Origin of the sequence: Paenibacillus sp. HWE-109, from assembly GCF_022163125.1 — a bacterium.
GTDB lineage: Bacteria > Bacillota > Bacilli > Paenibacillales > NBRC-103111 > Paenibacillus_E.
On record NZ_CP091881.1, the window covers coordinates 7,643,212 to 7,660,771 of the forward strand.

Here is a 17,560-nt window from a genome sequence, read left to right on the forward strand (position 1 = left end):
AAACTATGCTCGAGAGTGTTGCGTTTTCCCTTGGACCGATACATGTCCGATGGTATGGAATTATTTTAGGTACAGCAGCGCTGATTGGCTTGATGTTAGCAATCCGGGAAGGCAAACGATTCCGTATCGTGCCTGATTTCTTTATGGATTTACTATTAATCGGCGTCCCCTCCGCCATTATTGGAGCGCGAATTTATTATGTAGCCTTTCAATGGGACGATTATAAGAATAATCTAGCTGAGATATTTATGATTTGGCATGGTGGAATTGCGATATACGGAGCCTTAATCGGCGCGATTATCGGGACTTTTTTCTACATGCGTGCGAAAGGATATTCGTTCTTGCGGATCGCCGATATCTGCGCGCCAGGGTTGATTGTAGGCCAAGCCATTGGGCGTTGGGGCAATTTCATGAACCAAGAGGCGCATGGCGGGCCGGTCACGGAATCTTTTCTGCGAGATACGCTGCACCTCCCGAATTTTATCGTAAATCAAATGAACATTGAGGGTACGTTCTATCACCCTGCATTTCTATATGAGTCTGTATGGAATATTCTTGGGCTGCTCGTGCTGCTATGGCTGCGCCGGAGACCGTTCCTGCGTGCTGGCGAGCTCTTCTTCGGTTATTTCATCTGGTATTCGATTGGCCGTTTTTTCATCGAGGGTGTGCGGACCGATAGTCTGGACATCACAGGTCCAACATGGTTGGCGTCGCTGATGGATACATTATGGTCACCGATGACACTTGTTTTCCAGCCAGGGGTTCTGACGTATGGTGGAAATGTGAGATTCTCACAGCTGTTAGCACTTCTGATTGTAGTTGTTTTGGCGGTAGTCATTATCGTGAGAAGGAAAAAAGGCTACGCTAACGTGCGTTACTCGGATCCGATTGTATCAACGAAAGCCGGGGAGAACAATCAAGCGATCAAAGATCAAGATGTAGAGGATAAAGGAGCAAATTATGATTCAAACCGTACTGTTTGACCTGGATGGCACGATTGTAGATACAAATGAGTTGATTGTGCAATCCTTCTTGCATAGCTTGGAAGGTGAAACGCCGGAACCGCTGAGCAGGGAATTGATTATTCCGAATATGGGCCGTCCGCTCGTGGAGCAAATGGAGTTTTTTACTGGACGAACAGAGAAGACGCAAGTGGATGCTCTCATTAAGAAATACAGAACCTTCAACTTATCGAAGCACGATGAGCTGGTTAAAGAGTTTCCCAATGTACATACCGTGATGGAAAAGCTTCATGCGAATGGCATCAAAATTGGCATCGTAACCAGCAAAATTCGTCAAACAACCTTGATGGGGCTAAAGTTATGTGGATTGGACACTTTCATCTCTACGATTGTAACCGTGGAAGATGTAAAAGAGGCAAAGCCGCATCCAGAAGGTATTTTGGCAGCGTTAAAAGAATTAGGCAGCTCCCCTGATCAAGCGATCATGGTGGGAGACAGTCATTATGATATCGAAGCCGCCCAGAATGCGGGAGTCACCGCTGTCGGTGTCACCTGGTCATGGAAAGGCCGCTCGTATCTGGAAGGCTACAACCCTGATTACCTCATTGATGATATGTTTGACCTGCTTCCAATCGTGGGACTCACGTCGGATGTGAATGCTGGTTGAGACAAACGGACAAGTATCCGGTAGACGGCCCCAATGCCTTATGGCAAATCTATCACACCGTCAGTAAGTGGAAGGCGATCCGGAATTTTGTTTTTATCCAAATTACACGGTATTCGCCCTCCCTGCGGATGAAGAATTGGATCTATCGTCATATTTTGGGTATGACGGTTGGGGAACATACCGCTTTTGCGTTAATGGTGATGGTGGATGTCTTTTTCCCGGAAAAGATTCATATTGGAACCAACACGATTATCGGCTATAACACAACGATTCTGGCTCATGAATATTTAACCCATGAGTACAGACTCGGTGATGTGCATATTGGATCACACGTGATGGTAGGCGCCAATACAACAATTCTACCCGGTGTAACGATTGGGGACTACGCGGTCATAGGAGCGGGTTCTGTCGTCCATAAAGATGTGGCACCCTATAGTTTTGTGGCAGGGAACCCCCTGCAGACGATAAGAGAAGGACATAAGGACCAATAAGAGTTGTGCGCTACTCGCAGGTGCAGCTCTTTTTCTTTGCGCATGTAGAGCCGTAAAAAACAGGCTAGGATACGCAAAGTGACAATTGACGGTCCCAGGGTTACGTGATAAAATAGCCGTACATTCTTTATTTTGGTAGTATGGTAGCACGTTACCGCATTAAAGTAAATTGAATCAGGAAATGAGAATGTATTCCTAGATGTTGAGGTGAGACGGTGTCGAAGCCAAAAGTATTTGAAAAACCGTTAGGGGTCAAGGATTACTTGCCCGATGCAGTGACGAAGCTGCGCAATATTGAATACCGTGTACTGGCTTGTATGGAACGCTGGGGGTACAACCAGATTATCACGCCTACACTTGAATATTATGATACCGTTGGAGTGGCAAGCTCCACAGAAGATAAAAAGCTGTTCAAACTGCTGGATCGCAAAGGAAAGACGCTTGTTCTACGTTCGGAGCTGACGGCTCCGATTGCGCGTGTAGCTTCATCTCTGCTTAAGGAACATGCGTTCCCATTGCGATTATCTTACCATTCGAATGTTTTTCGCGCGATTGAAGAGGAAGCAGGCCGTGATTCGGAGTTCTTCCAAACGGGCGTTGAGCTTGTTGGCGATGCTTCATCGGAAGCGGATGCGGAAGTCGTGGCGCTCGCGATTGCTTCTCTGCAGGCAGCAGGTGTGAACACGTTCAAAATCGCATTGGGACACGTAGGTTTCCTTAATGGTTTGTTCCAAGAAACGCTGGAGGGTCGCAGCGATGCACAGCTTATGCTCAAGGAGCATTTGTTAAGTCGCGATTACGTTGGATACCGGGAAGCGATTAAGTCCCTGGCGCTTACGCCAGAGGTAGATCGTGAACTTAACGGAGTATTGCGGCTCAGGGGCGGCGATGAAATCTGTGAGCAAGCTCGTATGGTTTCGCAGCATCCGATCGCGCAAGATGCCATTCGACATCTATGCGAAGTATGGGATGTGCTCAAAGCTTACGGGGTAAGCGAACATGTGGTCATTGATTTAACGATGATTGGAGATTTCTCCTACTATACAGGTATGACGTTCGAGGGGTATGCAGCTGATCTTGGTTTCCCGGTGTGCAGCGGCGGCAGATACGATAATCTGTTGGCTCAATTCGGACGTCCGGCGCCGGCAACAGGCTTCGCGCTCAAGACGAATCGCATTCTTGAAGTGACAGGCAAAGAGACCGTAGAAGCGCCAAGTCGTGTACTGATTGCCTATGATATCGATCATCGGGAAGAAGCGCTGCAATTGGCGAAGGCGATGCGGGCTAGCGAGCAAGAGGTTACCGTGATTACGCAGCTGGTGAGCGATCAGGAAGCTTGGTCCAAGGATTTTTCGGAGAAGGAAGACGGTGACTACGAGCTTCGCGGAACGGTGTATCAGGATGTTATCAAGTTGATCGATTAAGCAGTTGAACTAACGGTTGGTGAAGGAGGTTGGAACGGTGGATGATATTCTTAAAGTAGCGATGCCGAAAGGCCGTATTTATAAACAAGCAGCAAAGCTTTTTCATCAGGCAGGTTTGGCGATACCTGAGGATTTGGAAGAAGGGCGCCGATTAATTATTCCAGTGCCTGAGGCTAGAATGGAATTCATTCTTGCCAAGCCCGTAGATGTTCCAACATATGTGGAGTACGGTGTAGCGGATATCGGGGTCGTGGGTAAAGACGTGCTCATGGAAGAAAATCGCAACGTGTATGAGCTTCTGGATTTGGGGATCGCCCGCTGCCGGATGTCAGTCATCGGTTTGCCGGATTGGAAGCAAGTGATCAATCCGCGAGTTGCGACGAAATATCCGAATGTTGCTTCCCAATATTTCCGCGAGCAGGGTCAGCAGGTTGAAGTGATTAAGCTGAACGGTTCCATCGAGCTTGCGCCGCTTATCGGACTTGCTGATCGTATCGTGGATATGGTTGAAACGGGTCAAACGCTCAAGGAGAATGGACTTGTTGAGCAAGAGGAGATTTTCCAAATTACGAGTCGCTTGATTGCGAATCGTGTAAGTTACCGCATGAAGAATGATTCCATTCAGCGGTTGTGTGATATGCTTCAGGCAGTGCTGCCTGTGACTAAGGTATAGATGGACGGAAGATCAAGTACAAGACCAAGTGCAAGATTAAGTGGAGCAAGATCAAGAGAGGATGATGGAGATGCGGATACTTCCCGCCTCGGAATTTCAGTTGAACCGCGAGGTCGAATATGGTTCACCGGAGCAAAATGAGACCGTCCGCCGCATCATCGATGAGGTGCGCCAGGACGGAGATGCTGCGCTGATACGCATGGCGCAGCAGTTCGACAACGTCGAGATCGCTGAGCTTCGCGTCAGCGACGAGGAAATCCAGGCGGCGTACGCGCAGGTGGACGCCGAGTTCCTGGCGGCGCTGCGTCAAGCCGCCGCGAATATTCGTGCGTTTCATGAGAAACAGAAACGCACGTCGTGGATGGACCTGCAGGCGAACGGCAGCCTGCTGGGCCAAATCATCCGACCGCTGAAGCGGGTCGGATTGTACGTGCCCGGAGGGAAGGCGGCTTACCCTTCCTCCGTGCTCATGAACGCCATCCCCGCGATCGTTGCGGGGGTGCCGGAGATCGCGATGGTGACGCCTCCGGCCACCGCGGGCGAAGCGGGCATCAACCCGCATATTCTCGTGGCAGCAGCCGAAGCGGGTGTGAAAGAGATCTACCGCGTAGGCGGGGCGCAGGCGGTAGCCGCGCTGGCCTACGGGACGCAGTCCATACCGCCGGTCGATAAGATCGTCGGACCGGGCAACATCTACGTCGCGCTGGCGAAGCGCTTCGTGTTTGGCGTCGTCGATATCGACATGATCGCCGGGCCTACCGACATCGTCGTGCTGGCAGATGAGCACGCCGATCCTGAATACATCGCGGCTGATCTGCTGGCGCAAGCCGAGCATGACGAGATGTCACCGGCGATTCTGGTGACACCGTCGCAAGAGCTGGCCGAATCGGTTCGGCTGGAGCTATGGCGGCAGCTGGATGTGCTGCCGAAGAAAGCCATCGCAGCGGTGTCCACTGCGACCAAAGGAGCGATCCTCTTGGTCGATAGTCTCGACGAGGGCGTGGACGTCGTCAATCGCTTGGCACCGGAGCATTGCGAGCTGCTGGTGCAGGAGCCTTTCAACCTGCTGCCGCGCATCGAGAATGCTGGCGCTATTTTCCTTGGCGCCTATAGTACAGAACCCGTCGGCGATTATTTCGCCGGACCTAATCACGTGCTGCCGACGAACGGCACGGCACGTTTCTCATCTCCACTGAATGTGGATGATTTCCTCAAAAAATCAAGCGTTATTCACTATAGCAAGGAAGCGCTGCTCGCGAATGGCGATATGATCATGACACTTGCCCGCAATGAAGGGCTGGAAGGTCACGCGAGAGCGGTGGAAGTAAGACTCAAGAAGGAAGGGAAGTTGAAGTAGATGGCTGAACAGGATAAAGCTTTGACTCGCTCCGCGAGTGTAGCCCGCAAAACGAATGAAACCGACATTGCCCTGAAGTTTGAGGTAGATGGAACAGGGATTTCAGAGCTTCAAACGGATGTGCCTTTCCTCAATCATATGCTCGATTTGTTCACGAAGCATGGGCAATTCAATCTGAATGTCGACGCCAAAGGCGACATCGAGATTGATGATCATCACACGGTAGAGGATATCGGGATTTGTTTAGGCCAGACGCTTCGAGAAGCGCTTGGTGACAAACGCGGAATTAAACGCTATGCCAGCGTATTTGTTCCTATGGACGAGGCGCTTGCGCAAGTCGTCATTGATATTAGCAACCGTCCGCATTTTGAATATCGTGCGCAGTATCCTTCACAGAATGTTGGCAGCTTCGATACGCAGCTGGTTCAAGAGTTCTTGTGGAAGCTGGCGCTGGAAGCCCGCATTACACTTCATGTTATCGTGCATTATGGGCAGAACACGCATCACATGGTAGAAGCCTTATTTAAAGCTTTAGGCCGTGCTTTGGATGAAGCGACATCGATTGATCCTCGCGTGCAGGGGGTTCCTTCGACGAAGGGAGTGCTGTAAGCATGATCGCCATTATTGATTATGGAATGGGCAATTTGCATAGCGTCAGCAAAGCGGTGGAGCGTCTTGGTTACGAAGCTGTTGTGACTGGGGATGCAGAGCAGATCCTCGCCGCTGAAGGAGCTATCCTGCCCGGTGTAGGGGCTTTCGGCGATGCGATGGAGCAATTGCGTGAGTCGGAACTAGACGGCGTTGTTCGGCGCTATGCGGAGTCTGGGAAGCCGCTGCTCGGCATTTGCCTTGGGATGCAGCTGTTGTTCGCCAGCAGCGAGGAGCATGGAAACCATGAGGGGCTTGGCCTCTTGCCAGGTTCAGTCGTTCGTTTCCGCGGAGATTACAAGGTTCCGCATATGGGGTGGAATCGACTCAGCTACAAGCAGAGTGGAAGCCCCATTTTCCAAGGCATCGAAGAAGGGCATGTGTATTTCGTGCACTCCTACCATGCGAAGCCGGAGCGCGAAAGCGATCTGTTGGCGGTGACAGATTACTACCAGCCTGTGACGGCAATTGTAGGCCGTGATAACGTATACGGCATGCAGTTTCACCCCGAAAAAAGCGGGGATATTGGGATGCAACTGTTGAACAATTTTCTAGCTATGTGCAAGTAGCCGAAATAGGAGGCTTTAGGGTCTCTTAATTGGCTGGATTGCAGGGTTCGGCAGCGGATAGAAGTCTTTGGGGGCTCTTATTGGCGCGGGATTGCGGGAATTGAGTTGATTTTGGAAAGATAGAAGTCTTTGGAGACTCCTAAATGGAGCAATTGGGTTGATTTTATGCCAATAGAAGTCTTTAGGGACTCTTATGGCTGTTCGCACGATAGGCTACAAGCTCTTAAGAAAAGGAGGTGCCCCTCATGTTAGCCAAAAGAATTATCCCTTGCCTAGACGTCAAGGATGGTCGTGTGGTCAAAGGCGTGAATTTCGTGAATTTGCGCGATGCGGGCGATCCGGTGGAGCTGGCAGCGATTTATGATAAAGAAGGCGCGGATGAGCTTGTCTTCCTCGATATTTCGGCATCCGTAGAAGGCCGGGCTACGATGGTTGAAGTCGTTCGTCAAACTGCGGGAGAGATTACGATTCCCTTCACCGTGGGCGGCGGTATCTCCAGCGTGGACGATATGAAACGATTGCTGCGTGCCGGAGCGGATAAGATCGGGATTAACACGGCGGCGGTCCGCAACCCTCAGCTCGTATCTGATGGAGCGCGCAAGTTCGGTTCCCAGTGTATAGTCGTTGCTATTGATGCCAAGTTTAACAGCGAGTGGGGCGAGTGGGAAGTGTTCACGCACGGCGGTCGCAATGCCACAGGCATCAAGACGCTGGAGTGGGCGAAACGGATGGAGGAGCTGGGCGCAGGCGAGATTCTCCTTACCAGTATGGACGCAGATGGTACGAAGGACGGTTTTGATCTGAAGCTGACACGAGCAGTGTCTGAGCTGCTGACGATTCCTGTCATTGCTTCAGGCGGAGCGGGTAAAGCGGAGCACTTCTATGATGTTTTTACAGAGGGCAAAGCGGATGCAGGACTGGCCGCCACCATTTTTCACTATAAAGAGTTAACGATTCAAGGGGTCAAAGATGACCTTAAAGCTAAAGGGGTTGAAATCCGATGACATTTTCAATTGATCAAATCAAATTTGATGCACACGGACTTGTACCTGCTATCGTGCAGGATGCTGTTAGTAAAGAAGTGCTTATGCTGGCTTATATGAACGGCGAGTCTTTGCAGCGCACGATTCAAACGGGGGACACGTGGTTCTGGAGCCGTTCCCGCGAGGAGCTTTGGAACAAGGGGGCAACTTCCGGTCACACGCAAAAAGTGAAATCACTGCGCTACGACTGTGATGGCGATACGCTGCTTGTTCTTGTAGAACAAGTGGGACCTGCCTGCCACAACGGCACGTATACTTGTTTCACAGAAAACGTCCCTGTGGAGGGGGCCGCTCAGGAAGCCGTGTCTGCCGCAGAGGGCAACCGTTTCGCAATTCTTGGCGAACTCGAAGCCGTTATCGCTTCCCGTGACGCCGAGCGCCCAGAGGGTGCTTATACAACCTACCTGTTCGAAAAAGGTGTCGATAAGATTCTTAAAAAGGTCGGAGAAGAAACCGCCGAAGTCATTATCGCAGCCAAAAATAAAGACAATGACGAGCTTCGCTATGAAGCCAGCGATCTTATTTTCCACTTGATGGTTCTGCTTCGCAATAATAAATTGCCATTGGACGATATTATGAAAGAGTTAGCCAATCGGCATGTCAAAAAATAAATAAAACGACCTGGAGTGAATTCACGATGTTGATTGATTATCATACACATCATGTGCGCTGCGGTCACGCTTCCGGGGAACTGGAGGCTTACGTCAAACGCGGCATCGAGATCGGGCTGGTCCAATTGGGGCTTTCGGATCATATGCCGCTTTTGCATGTGAATCCGCAGGAATATTGGCCGGAGATGGCTATGCCGATGGAGGAACTGCCCCGCTATGTCGAGGAGTGCCTGCATCTCAAAGAAAAGTACAAGGACCAGATTGATATCCGCGTTGGCTTAGAGGGTGACTATATCGAAGGTTACGAGTCGGAAATTGCCGCTATTATCAAGGCGTATCCGTGGGATTATGTCATTGGTTCGGTGCACTTTCTGGGTGAGTGGGATATTTCCGATTTCAGGCAGACCGCAGGTTGGGATGGCAAAGATATCTACGAAGTGTATACCCAGTACTATGATGCCGTGAAGAAAGCAGTGCGAACGGGACTCTATGACTATATCGGTCATATCGATGTGATCAAACGCTTCGGCTACACGCCGGACCGTGATCCGTGGGAACTGGAGAAGGCGGCATTGGATACGGTCAAAGAGTGCGGCCTTGCCATCGAGCTTAATGCATCCGGCTTGCGGATGCCGTGCAAAGAGATGTTTCCGAGCCGCCGAATGCTGGAATATTGCCATAAGGTGGGAATCCCGCTCACCATAGGTTCAGATGCCCATCAACCAGAACGACTTGCCCAGTATTTGGATGAGGCTAGAGACCTGTTGAAAATGATCGGATTTAACGAAATAGCCACATTTCAAGCACGAAAACGACAACTTGTGACTTTTTAAATTCGACACCTTTCATGTATAATGAGTAGGGCGTGAACAATCTATTTAATGAACCTTCGGAGGTAACCATTAACCATGCAAAGCGACAATGTTAAAATTTTTTCCGGATCTTCGAATCCGAAGCTTGCGGAACGTATTTGTAAAGAGCTCGGCCAGCCGCTTGGACAAATCAAACTATCCCGTTTTAAAAGCGGAGAAATCTACTGCCTTTACGAAGAAACAATTCGTAACTGTGACGTATTCCTGGTACAAACCTTTTCCCATCCGATTAATGAACATATGATGGAACTTTTGGTCATGATGGATGCGGCAAAAAGAGCTTCTGCAAGAACGATCAACCTTGTCATCCCTTACTATGGTTACTCTCGTCAAGAACGTAAAGCTGCTCCGCGTGAGCCGATTTCTGCTAAATTAGTAGCTGACTTATTCAGTGCTGCCGGTGCTACTCGTGTTGTTACGATTGACCTGCATGCGCCTGCGATTCAAGGCTTCTTCAATATTCCGGTGGATCACCTGACTGCGCTGGACGTGATCAGTGATTGCATCAAAAAGAAAAACCTGCCGAACCCGATCATCGTATCTCCGGATGCAGGCCGTGCCACTACCGCTGAGAAAATGGCTAACATCCTGGATGCGCCATTCGCTATGATGATCAAAAAACGTCCTGAACACAACGAGTCCGTGATTACTCATGTAATTGGTGATGTTGTGGGCCGTACGCCGATCATTATCGAGGATCTCATCGATACGGGGACAACGATTGTCAATGTTGTAGAGAGCTTGAAGGAAAGAGGAGCTCACGACGTATATATCTGTGCGACGCATCCTGTTTTCTCAGGTCCTGCCTTGCAGCGTTTGGATCACCCGAACATTAAGGAAGTTATCATTACCGACTCCATCGCGATTCCGGAAGGGCATTCGGATAAATTCAATGTGCTTTCTGTGGCTCCGTTGTTGTCGGATGCGATCCGTATTATTAATGACGGTGGTTCCCTATCCTCCCTCTTCAAATACGGCGGCGTGTAAAAGGAAACTTAAAAAATCGGCTTTGAAAACGAAGAGTAATCAAGGGGCGGCTCGGCGTCGAATCTTGAACGAAATCCGGGAACTGCGGTACTCACGTAGGCTCACCTACGCTCCGTTCCTCGTTCCTCGGATTTCGTCCAACCTTAGTCCAGATCTTACCTTCGGATAATGTTTTTGGCTTCCAAGCGATCTATGGTATAATTTGAGTGTAATCAAATTGCCGGAGGTGTCTTGCTATGGAAAAGATTAAGCGTGTGTCCGAAGCACCAAAGCCAAAAGTTATTTCGATTAACATGGATGCCGCATTCTTTTTCGAGAGAGCGGTTCAATCTTTGGATCGGTTTCATTATGATAAGGCACTGAAATATTTCCGGCGGGCGGCAGAGTATGAGCAGGATAATCCTGTGAATCACTGCAATCTCGCGGGAGTTCTCTCGGAAATGGGTAATTACGACGAGTCGAATCAAATTTTGCAGCAGATCCTTGAAACCATTGATCCCGAGATGACGGAATGTCACTTTTATATGGCAAACAACTATGCGAACATGGAAAATTTCGAGCAGGCAGAACAGGCATTAGTTCGGTATCTAGAGAATGACCCTACAGGTCAATTCATGGAAGAATCCGAAGAAATGATGGAAATGCTGAGCTACGAGCTTGAACGCCCCGCCCCTCTCACTAGCATCAAGAGTCGAGAAGGGCTCTTCGAGCATGATAAGGCCCGCGCTCTTCTCGAAGAGGGGAAATTCGCCGAAGCCGTCAGGCAGCTGGAGAAGCTGGTGAAGACTCAGCCTGAATTTACAGCCGCCAGAAACAACTTGGCCCTTGCTTATTATTACATGGGGCAATTTGAGAAAGCGATGGAAACGATTCGCGGTGTGCTTGAGATCGATGCCGGAAATCTGCATGCTTTATGCAATATGGCGATTTTCCACCAGCATTTTGGCAATAAGAAAGAACTTGCCGAATTAACCGATCTCTTGCGCAAGACGTTTCCATTTCAGCAGGACCATGTGTTCAAGTTGGCGACTACGATGGGGATTCTATCGGAGCATGAGAAGGCGTATCACTTGTTTAAACGACTTCTGAAAGCAGGAGACGGCGCGTCGGATCCTTGTCTTTATCATTACGCGGCAGTGGCAGCCTGCCATATTGGGCGGTTTGACGAAGCTTACCGTTACTGGAAGCAAGTGCAGAAGCTGGATCCGGGCGCAGAAATATCCAAGTTCTATTTGGAACAGCTGCGTACTCGCGATAAGGTAGAGGGTTCATTAACGTGGAGTTATCACTACCATCTGCCATTCGAGGAGCAGTTCCGCGTGCTGGAGAAGTCGACACAAGGGATACCGGACCAATTGAAGAAAGATCCCCTCGTGCGATCCTCTTTCTTCTGGGCTTTGCGTCATGGCGATATCGAGACGAAGCTGCAAGTGATTCAAGCCTTTGGCTTGATTGCTGACAATGAAGTGAGGGACGCTTTGCAGGACTTCATTCTGGATCGGCAAGAGGACGATTATTTGAAAAAGGTAGCGATTTTCGTGCTTCGCAGCATGGGAATTCGCGAGTCGATTCCTGCCTATTTAGAAAATGAAGAAATTATGGTAGAAGCTTCGCCTTATTCGCCTCATTTGCCTGTTTGGGATGCCAAATGGCAGAGTGTGATGGAAACAGCACTCTCACATATGCATAAGCGCTATGACATGGTTCAACAATACGACTTGGAAATTCTTTGGGTTGAATTTCTAACGAAGATCTACCCGACAGTGCCTAAGATTAATAAATCCGAGGGTTGGGCAGCGGCGTTGGAATATTTGATTGCCAAAATGCACCGCCGGGCGATCTCTTATCAAGAAGTGTCTACCCGTTATGGCGTGACGGTTTCCACCGTAAGCCGCAATGTTAAGCTAATCGATGACACCTGCGGTTTGCGTGAGAAAATGGAAGCGATATTCAATAAATTTACGAGCATTTGATAGCTGGGGTTGTGTTCTATTGCAAAACCCGGCTTTCATACATAAATTTAGCGGCAGTATGACTGCTCGCGAGCGCAAGTAAGAAGCATAATAGGAATGACAAAGATAGCTTTCTTGAGGAAAGCACCCTAGGAGGGAAACCATTTGTACAAATCAGTCGTCGTAGGAACAGGACCATCCGGTCTAACAGCAGCCATTTATTTAGCGCGTGCCAACCTGAGCCCGCTCGTTATTGAAGGACCAGAGCCAGGCGGTCAATTGACCACTACTACCGAAGTAGAGAACTTCCCAGGGTTTCCTGAAGGAATCATGGGACCTGAACTGATGGAGAACATGCGCAAGCAAGCAGAGCGCTTCGGCGCCGAGTTCAAAACCGGATGGGTCAACTCGGTTGAGCTGACGAACCGTCCGTTCAAGCTGCAGGTTGAAGGTTTAGGAGAGATTGAAACCGAAACGCTGATCATCTCCACTGGTGCTTCTGCACGTTTGCTTGGCATTACGAACGAAAGAGAAAATATCGGACGCGGCGTTAGTACATGCGCAACGTGTGATGGTTTCTTCTTCCGCGGCAAAAAGATTATCGTTGTTGGCGGTGGAGACTCCGCGATGGAAGAAGCGAACTTCTTGACTCGTTTTGCTTCTGAAGTTCGATTAGTTCACCGTCGTGATGAGCTTCGTGCTTCCAAGATCATGCAGGACCGTGCTCGCGGCAACGAGAAAGTGAAATGGGCCCTGAACAATACGCCGCTTGAAGTCATTGCAGGTGAAAAAGGGGTAACCGGTCTGAAAGTGACGAATAATGTGACCGGTGAAGAAGAAATCATCGAAACAGACGGTATCTTCGTAGCAATCGGGCATACGCCTAACACGAAGTTCCTCGGTGGCCAAATCGATACTGATGAGCATGGCTACATTGTAGTTAAACCAGGTACAACAGAAACGAACATCCCAGGCGTATTCGCTTGTGGAGACGTGCAAGATACCAAATATCGCCAAGCCATCACGGCAGCAGGCAGTGGTTGTGCGGCCGCTTTGGAAGCAGAGAAGTTCCTTGAAGGCAGCATCGTGCACGATTGGAGCCAAACGCTGTAAGAAGACCAGTGTCGTTACAGCAAACGTGGGAGGCTAAGCTTTCCACGTTTTCTCTTTTCATTGGGGCAATAGTTGAATCTTGACCAGTTTACAGGCTTGACTTATAGTGGGAACAGGAGCATAGGTAAACCCCGCAAAGTGACGCATAGCCTTCGAAGCATAATCCGATTACTTTGCGGGGACCCCGGAAATTATCCGAAAATTTTATGATTATTCATGAGGTGACTTTGCAATGTCAAACCAGATTTATATCGGTGTAGATTTAGGCGGTACCAATATTAAAGTCGGTCTTTGCGACGAGCAGGGGAAATTGCTGCATACGCTTGAAGGACCAACAGGTGCGGAAAATGGTGCTGAGTTTGTACTGGAACGGATCGCGCAATATGTGAAGCAAATTGTCGAAGAATCTTCCTATGAGTGGGAGCAAGTAGCGGGTATTGGCGCAGGTCTTGCTGGATTCATGGATATTCCGGAAGGTTTCGTCAAATTCTCCCCTAATTTGCAATGGCGCAATGTGCCAGCGAAGAAAACGTTGGAAGCTCTCCTTGGTAAAACGGTGAAAATCGATAATGACGCCAATGTTGCTGCTTTAGGCGAAGCTTGGGCTGGGGCTGGAGCGGGAATTCCGAATGTTGTATGTTATACGCTTGGAACGGGCGTTGGCGGCGGAATCATTATCAATGGCAAGATTTATCAAGGTTCTGCGGGTATGGCTGGCGAGCTTGGGCATATGTCTATCGTGCCTGATATTGAAGCTATTCAATGTGGGTGCGGCCAAATGGGCTGCCTGGAAACCGTTTCCTCTGCAACAGGTATCGTTCGCATGGCGAATGAAGCTGTGGAACGCGGCGAAAGAACGACACTTTCCCTTCATGAGAAAATCGAGGCCAAACACGTGTTCGATGCTGCGAAAAGCGGAGACGAAGTATCTTTGCGCATTGTCAATCGCGCAGCATATTATTTGGGTCGTTCCATGGCAGCGATGGCTGTTATTGTGAATCCGAAGAGATTCATTATCGGTGGCGGTGTATCCAAAGCTGGCGAGATTCTGTTCCAACCGATTCGCGAAACATTTAAGAAATATACACCGGAAACAGCGGCAGAAGGTGTTGAGATCGTTGCTGCAACACTCGGCAATGATGCAGGTGTTGTTGGCGCTGCTGGTTTAAATTTACGATAGACGTCTAGATTGAGGTATAGCTTCACTCCAAAGGAAGGTGTCACTCATGGAAGAAAACCACCCTTTAGCGAAACTGGTCATTATTACAGGAATGTCGGGTGCTGGAAAGACAATTGCCGTACAAAGCCTGGAGGATCTCGGATTCTTCTGTGTCGACAATCTGCCGCCTGTGCTTATTCCTAAGTTTGCAGAGTTAATCGAGCAGTCGATGGGGAAAATCGGCAAAGTCGCACTGGTGATTGATTTGCGGGGGCGTGAATTTTTCACGGCACTTCAGGAGTCGCTTCGTTATATTCAAGAGAATTATACGCTTAGTTATGAAATTCTGTTCCTTGACGCCACCGATGCGACGCTCGTTCAGCGTTACAAAGAAAGCCGGCGTCGTCATCCGCTCGCACCTGATGGAGCGCCGTTGGAAGGGATAGGCCTTGAGCGTAAGCTGCTGGAAGAGCTGAAGGGCTTAGCCACTCAGGTTATCGACACAAGCACGCTCAAGCCGGTGCAGCTCAAAGAAAGAATTATTTCCCGGTTTACCAATTTGGAAACGAACCGCATATCTATAAATGTAATCTCCTTCGGGTTCAAGTATGGTGTGCCTATTGATGCTGATCTCATCTTCGATGTTCGCTTCCTTCCGAACCCTCACTATGTGGAGCAGCTTCGCCCACAGACAGGCCAAGATCCCGATGTGTATGACTACGTGATGAAGTGGACAGAGACACAAGAATTCCTGACCAAACTGCTCGATATGCTGAATTTCTTGATGCCTCAGTACAAGAAAGAGGGCAAGAGCCAGGTTGTTGTAGGAATTGGCTGCACAGGCGGTAAGCACAGATCCGTGGCCATTACCGAATATCTCGGTAAAGTCATGGGGAACAGTGAAACGGAAACGGTGCGGTTAAGTCATCGAGATGCTGAACGGGATCGCGTCTAAGCGGTCTTACGATGAAGAGGGTGAAAGAAGTATGGAATTTGTGAAATCACAACGCACTCCCCGAATCGTCGTTATAGGTGGCGGAACAGGTCTTTCGGTTATGCTTAGAGGTTTGAAGGAGAAACCGGTTGATATTACAGCGATTGTCACGGTAGCTGACGATGGAGGGAGCTCCGGCATTCTCCGAAGTGAGATGCAAATGCCGCCACCAGGCGATATTCGTAACGTCTTGACAGCTCTTGCCGATGTCGAGCCCCTGCTTTCTCTGATTTTGCAGTATCGATTTCAAGTAGGAACTGGATTAGCTGGGCATAGTTTGGGGAATCTAATCTTAGCGGCACTTACGGATATAACGGGTGATTTTGTTACAGCCGTGCAAGAGATGAACCGTGTCTTCGCGGTTCGTGGCCGTGTACTTCCGGCATCGAATCAGGCCATTGTGCTGAAAGCGATCATGGAGGATGGAACCTTGGTCGAAGGGGAGTCGAAGATTCCCAAAGCGGATGGACGCATCAAGCGGGTATTCATTGAGCCTACGAATGTGACTCCGCTTGCTGAAGCTGTTCAGGCCATTCGGGAAGCCGATGCTATCCTGTGCGGCCCTGGCAGCTTATACACCAGCCTGCTGCCGAATTTGCTTGTTCCCGGGATTGTAGATGAGATTGTGAAGTCGAAAGCCGTTAAACTGTTCATCTGCAATGTCATGACACAACCAGGGGAAACCGATGATTATTCCGTCAGTGATCACCTGGATGCGATTTATGATCACCTGCACCAGCATTTATTTGATTATGTCATTGTGAATAATGGGGAAATTCCTCCGCAAGTCCAGGCCAAATATGCCGAGAAGGGTTCGAAAGCGGTTCATTTGGACCTGGATGAAGTCACCAAAAGAGGGTACCGTGTTATTGCTGATCGGCTCGTGTTATTTCGCACCTACCTTCGTCATGATGCCGAGAAATTGAGTGACCATATTTATCAGCTCGTCGAAAGCTGGATGTTAAGGAAGAAGTGAGTCTCGTGTCCTTTGCGGCAACAACCAAAAAAGAGTTAACCCTAATAACGGAATCGGAAGCATGTTGTGAAAAAGCCGAACTGTCAGCCTTGATTCGTATGAATGGCTCGGTTCAGTTAACGAACCAACGTGTTGTTCTCGATATTTCCACGGAAAATGCGGCGATAGCCCGACGGATCTACTCGCTCATCAAAAAGGCGTACAAATTGCACACGGAATTACTTGTGCGTAAGAAAATGCGTCTGAAGAAAAACAATGTTTACATTGTTCGAGTACCCGGGCAGGTGCAGGAACTGCTAAGTGATCTCAAAATTGTTTCCGAAGGATTTATTTTCACAACCGGAATTAATAAAGAGATCATCCGCGGCAACTGCTGCAAGCGTGCGTATCTCCGTGGCGCTTTCATGGCGGGAGGCTCCGTGAATAATCCGGAAGGCTCTTCCTATCATTTGGAAATCGCCTCGATTTATGAGGAGCATTGCAAAGCGCTAACGCAGCTAGCGAACAAATTCGATTTGAACGCGCGTTTCATCGAACGTAAAAAAGGGTTTGTTTTGTACATCAAAGAAGGCGAGAAAATTATTGAGTTTCTAAGCATCATAGGCGCGCATCAAGCATTATTGCGTTTTGAAGATGTGCGGATTATGAAAGATATGCGGAACTCTGTGAATCGGATCGTCAACTGTGAAACAGCGAACTTGAACAAGACGATCGGCGCGGCGGTCAGACAGATTGAGAATATCCGACTTCTCCAGAGAGAAGTCGGCCTGGATAGCCTGCCTGAGAAGCTGCGCGAAGTTGCCGAAATTAGACTGCAGCATCCCGATCTGAATCTCAAAGAGGTAGGCGACATGCTGAAAGGCAGTGTAAGCAAATCCGGGGTTAACCATCGGCTGCGAAAAATTGACGAATTGGCTGAAAAACAGCGAAATTCGTAGATAAGAAGCACTTCTGTCACACATCCATAAGTTTTTCGCATTTTTTCTAGTGTACTTCGGGGAAAAATGCTATAATGTTAAAACATAAGGTATAACGCTGTTATCAAAAGTAATTCATATAAGC

General features: G+C 49.1%; 18 protein-coding genes. All 18 read left to right on the plus strand.

Annotated features, from left to right (window positions below):
• Positions 1–5 precede the first annotated feature (5 nt).
• The 18 genes from lgt to whiA all read left to right on the plus strand — a co-directional run bounded on the left by lgt (position 6) and on the right by whiA (position 17,436).
• Positions 6–983, plus strand: coding sequence for a prolipoprotein diacylglyceryl transferase (lgt, locus tag LOZ80_RS32860; protein WP_238168475.1), 978 nt, complete (start codon positions 6–8; stop codon positions 981–983).
• Positions 961–1,629: a pyrophosphatase PpaX gene (ppaX, locus tag LOZ80_RS32865; RefSeq protein ID WP_238168476.1), complete on the plus strand. Its 669-nt coding sequence runs from the start codon at positions 961–963 to the stop codon at positions 1,627–1,629. Before lgt ends, ppaX begins: the two co-directional genes overlap by 23 nt.
• On the plus strand, positions 1,626–2,120 hold the full coding sequence (locus LOZ80_RS32870; RefSeq protein ID WP_238168477.1) for an acyltransferase: 495 nt from the start codon (positions 1,626–1,628) through the stop codon (positions 2,118–2,120). The genes ppaX and LOZ80_RS32870 overlap by 4 nt, the downstream gene beginning before the upstream one ends.
• A gap of 215 nt (positions 2,121–2,335) precedes the next feature.
• On the plus strand, positions 2,336–3,544 hold the full coding sequence (locus tag LOZ80_RS32875; protein ID WP_238168478.1) for an ATP phosphoribosyltransferase regulatory subunit: 1,209 nt from the start codon (positions 2,336–2,338) through the stop codon (positions 3,542–3,544).
• A 37-nt stretch (positions 3,545–3,581) separates the two neighbouring features.
• Positions 3,582–4,217, plus strand: coding sequence for an ATP phosphoribosyltransferase (gene hisG / locus LOZ80_RS32880; protein WP_189015386.1), 636 nt, complete (start codon positions 3,582–3,584; stop codon positions 4,215–4,217).
• Positions 4,218–4,287: 70 nt separating this feature from the next.
• Positions 4,288–5,574, plus strand: coding sequence for a histidinol dehydrogenase (gene hisD / locus LOZ80_RS32885; protein ID WP_238173183.1), 1,287 nt, complete (start codon positions 4,288–4,290; stop codon positions 5,572–5,574).
• Positions 5,575–6,183 (plus strand): imidazoleglycerol-phosphate dehydratase HisB, encoded by a 609-nt coding sequence (hisB, locus tag LOZ80_RS32890; RefSeq protein ID WP_238168479.1) that lies wholly within the window; start codon positions 5,575–5,577, stop codon positions 6,181–6,183.
• 2 nt (positions 6,184–6,185) lie between these two features.
• Entirely contained in the window at positions 6,186–6,791 is a 606-nt protein-coding gene (hisH, locus tag LOZ80_RS32895) for an imidazole glycerol phosphate synthase subunit HisH (protein WP_238168480.1), read from the plus strand.
• A 245-nt stretch (positions 6,792–7,036) separates the two neighbouring features.
• Complete coding sequence (gene hisF / locus LOZ80_RS32900; protein ID WP_189015392.1) at positions 7,037–7,795, plus strand: imidazole glycerol phosphate synthase subunit HisF; 759 nt, start codon at positions 7,037–7,039, stop codon at positions 7,793–7,795.
• Positions 7,792–8,445, plus strand: a complete 654-nt coding sequence (hisIE, locus tag LOZ80_RS32905; RefSeq protein ID WP_238168481.1) for a bifunctional phosphoribosyl-AMP cyclohydrolase/phosphoribosyl-ATP diphosphatase HisIE — start codon at positions 7,792–7,794, stop codon at positions 8,443–8,445. Before hisF ends, hisIE begins: the two co-directional genes overlap by 4 nt.
• A gap of 26 nt (positions 8,446–8,471) precedes the next feature.
• The gene (gene hisJ, locus LOZ80_RS32910; protein WP_238168482.1) at positions 8,472–9,278 is read left to right on the plus strand and encodes a histidinol-phosphatase HisJ; all 807 of its coding nucleotides are present in this window, start codon (positions 8,472–8,474) and stop codon (positions 9,276–9,278) included.
• Positions 9,279–9,353: 75 nt separating this feature from the next.
• A complete protein-coding gene (locus tag LOZ80_RS32915; RefSeq protein WP_238168483.1) occupies positions 9,354–10,304 on the plus strand; it encodes a ribose-phosphate diphosphokinase in 951 nt (316 codons plus the stop codon).
• Between the two features lie 236 nt (positions 10,305–10,540).
• Positions 10,541–12,277 (plus strand): tetratricopeptide repeat protein, encoded by a 1,737-nt coding sequence (locus LOZ80_RS32920; protein ID WP_189015400.1) that lies wholly within the window; start codon positions 10,541–10,543, stop codon positions 12,275–12,277.
• A gap of 144 nt (positions 12,278–12,421) precedes the next feature.
• Positions 12,422–13,369 (plus strand): thioredoxin-disulfide reductase, encoded by a 948-nt coding sequence (trxB, locus tag LOZ80_RS32925; RefSeq protein WP_173224095.1) that lies wholly within the window; start codon positions 12,422–12,424, stop codon positions 13,367–13,369.
• A 232-nt stretch (positions 13,370–13,601) separates the two neighbouring features.
• Positions 13,602–14,549: an ROK family glucokinase gene (locus tag LOZ80_RS32930; protein ID WP_238168484.1), complete on the plus strand. Its 948-nt coding sequence runs from the start codon at positions 13,602–13,604 to the stop codon at positions 14,547–14,549.
• Between the two features lie 46 nt (positions 14,550–14,595).
• Complete coding sequence (gene rapZ / locus LOZ80_RS32935) at positions 14,596–15,483, plus strand: RNase adapter RapZ (protein ID WP_238168485.1); 888 nt, start codon at positions 14,596–14,598, stop codon at positions 15,481–15,483.
• Between the two features lie 31 nt (positions 15,484–15,514).
• Positions 15,515–16,498: a gluconeogenesis factor YvcK family protein gene (locus LOZ80_RS32940; RefSeq protein WP_189015413.1), complete on the plus strand. Its 984-nt coding sequence runs from the start codon at positions 15,515–15,517 to the stop codon at positions 16,496–16,498.
• A gap of 5 nt (positions 16,499–16,503) precedes the next feature.
• Complete coding sequence (gene whiA / locus LOZ80_RS32945) at positions 16,504–17,436, plus strand: DNA-binding protein WhiA (RefSeq protein ID WP_238168486.1); 933 nt, start codon at positions 16,504–16,506, stop codon at positions 17,434–17,436.
• Positions 17,437–17,560 lie beyond the last annotated feature (124 nt).

Bases quoted from the DNA above. Each gene is read 5' to 3' on its own strand.
- LOZ80_RS32930 (WP_238168484.1), top strand. From the start codon at position 13,602: ATGTCAAACCAGATTTATATCGGTGTAGATTTAGGCGGTACCAATATT.
- hisF (WP_189015392.1), top strand. From the start codon at position 7,037: ATGTTAGCCAAAAGAATTATCCCTTGCCTAGACGTCAAGGATGGTCGT.
- lgt (WP_238168475.1), top strand. From the start codon at position 6: ATGCTCGAGAGTGTTGCGTTTTCCCTTGGACCGATACATGTCCGATGG.
- LOZ80_RS32915 (WP_238168483.1), top strand. From the start codon at position 9,354: ATGCAAAGCGACAATGTTAAAATTTTTTCCGGATCTTCGAATCCGAAG.
- hisD (WP_238173183.1), top strand. From the start codon at position 4,288: ATGCGGATACTTCCCGCCTCGGAATTTCAGTTGAACCGCGAGGTCGAA.
- rapZ (WP_238168485.1), top strand. From the start codon at position 14,596: ATGGAAGAAAACCACCCTTTAGCGAAACTGGTCATTATTACAGGAATG.
- hisJ (WP_238168482.1), top strand. From the start codon at position 8,472: ATGTTGATTGATTATCATACACATCATGTGCGCTGCGGTCACGCTTCC.
- LOZ80_RS32940 (WP_189015413.1), top strand. From the start codon at position 15,515: ATGGAATTTGTGAAATCACAACGCACTCCCCGAATCGTCGTTATAGGT.
- hisIE (WP_238168481.1), top strand. From the start codon at position 7,792: ATGACATTTTCAATTGATCAAATCAAATTTGATGCACACGGACTTGTA.
- ppaX (WP_238168476.1), top strand. From the start codon at position 961: ATGATTCAAACCGTACTGTTTGACCTGGATGGCACGATTGTAGATACA.
- hisB (WP_238168479.1), top strand. From the start codon at position 5,575: ATGGCTGAACAGGATAAAGCTTTGACTCGCTCCGCGAGTGTAGCCCGC.
- LOZ80_RS32920 (WP_189015400.1), top strand. From the start codon at position 10,541: ATGGAAAAGATTAAGCGTGTGTCCGAAGCACCAAAGCCAAAAGTTATT.
- hisH (WP_238168480.1), top strand. From the start codon at position 6,186: ATGATCGCCATTATTGATTATGGAATGGGCAATTTGCATAGCGTCAGC.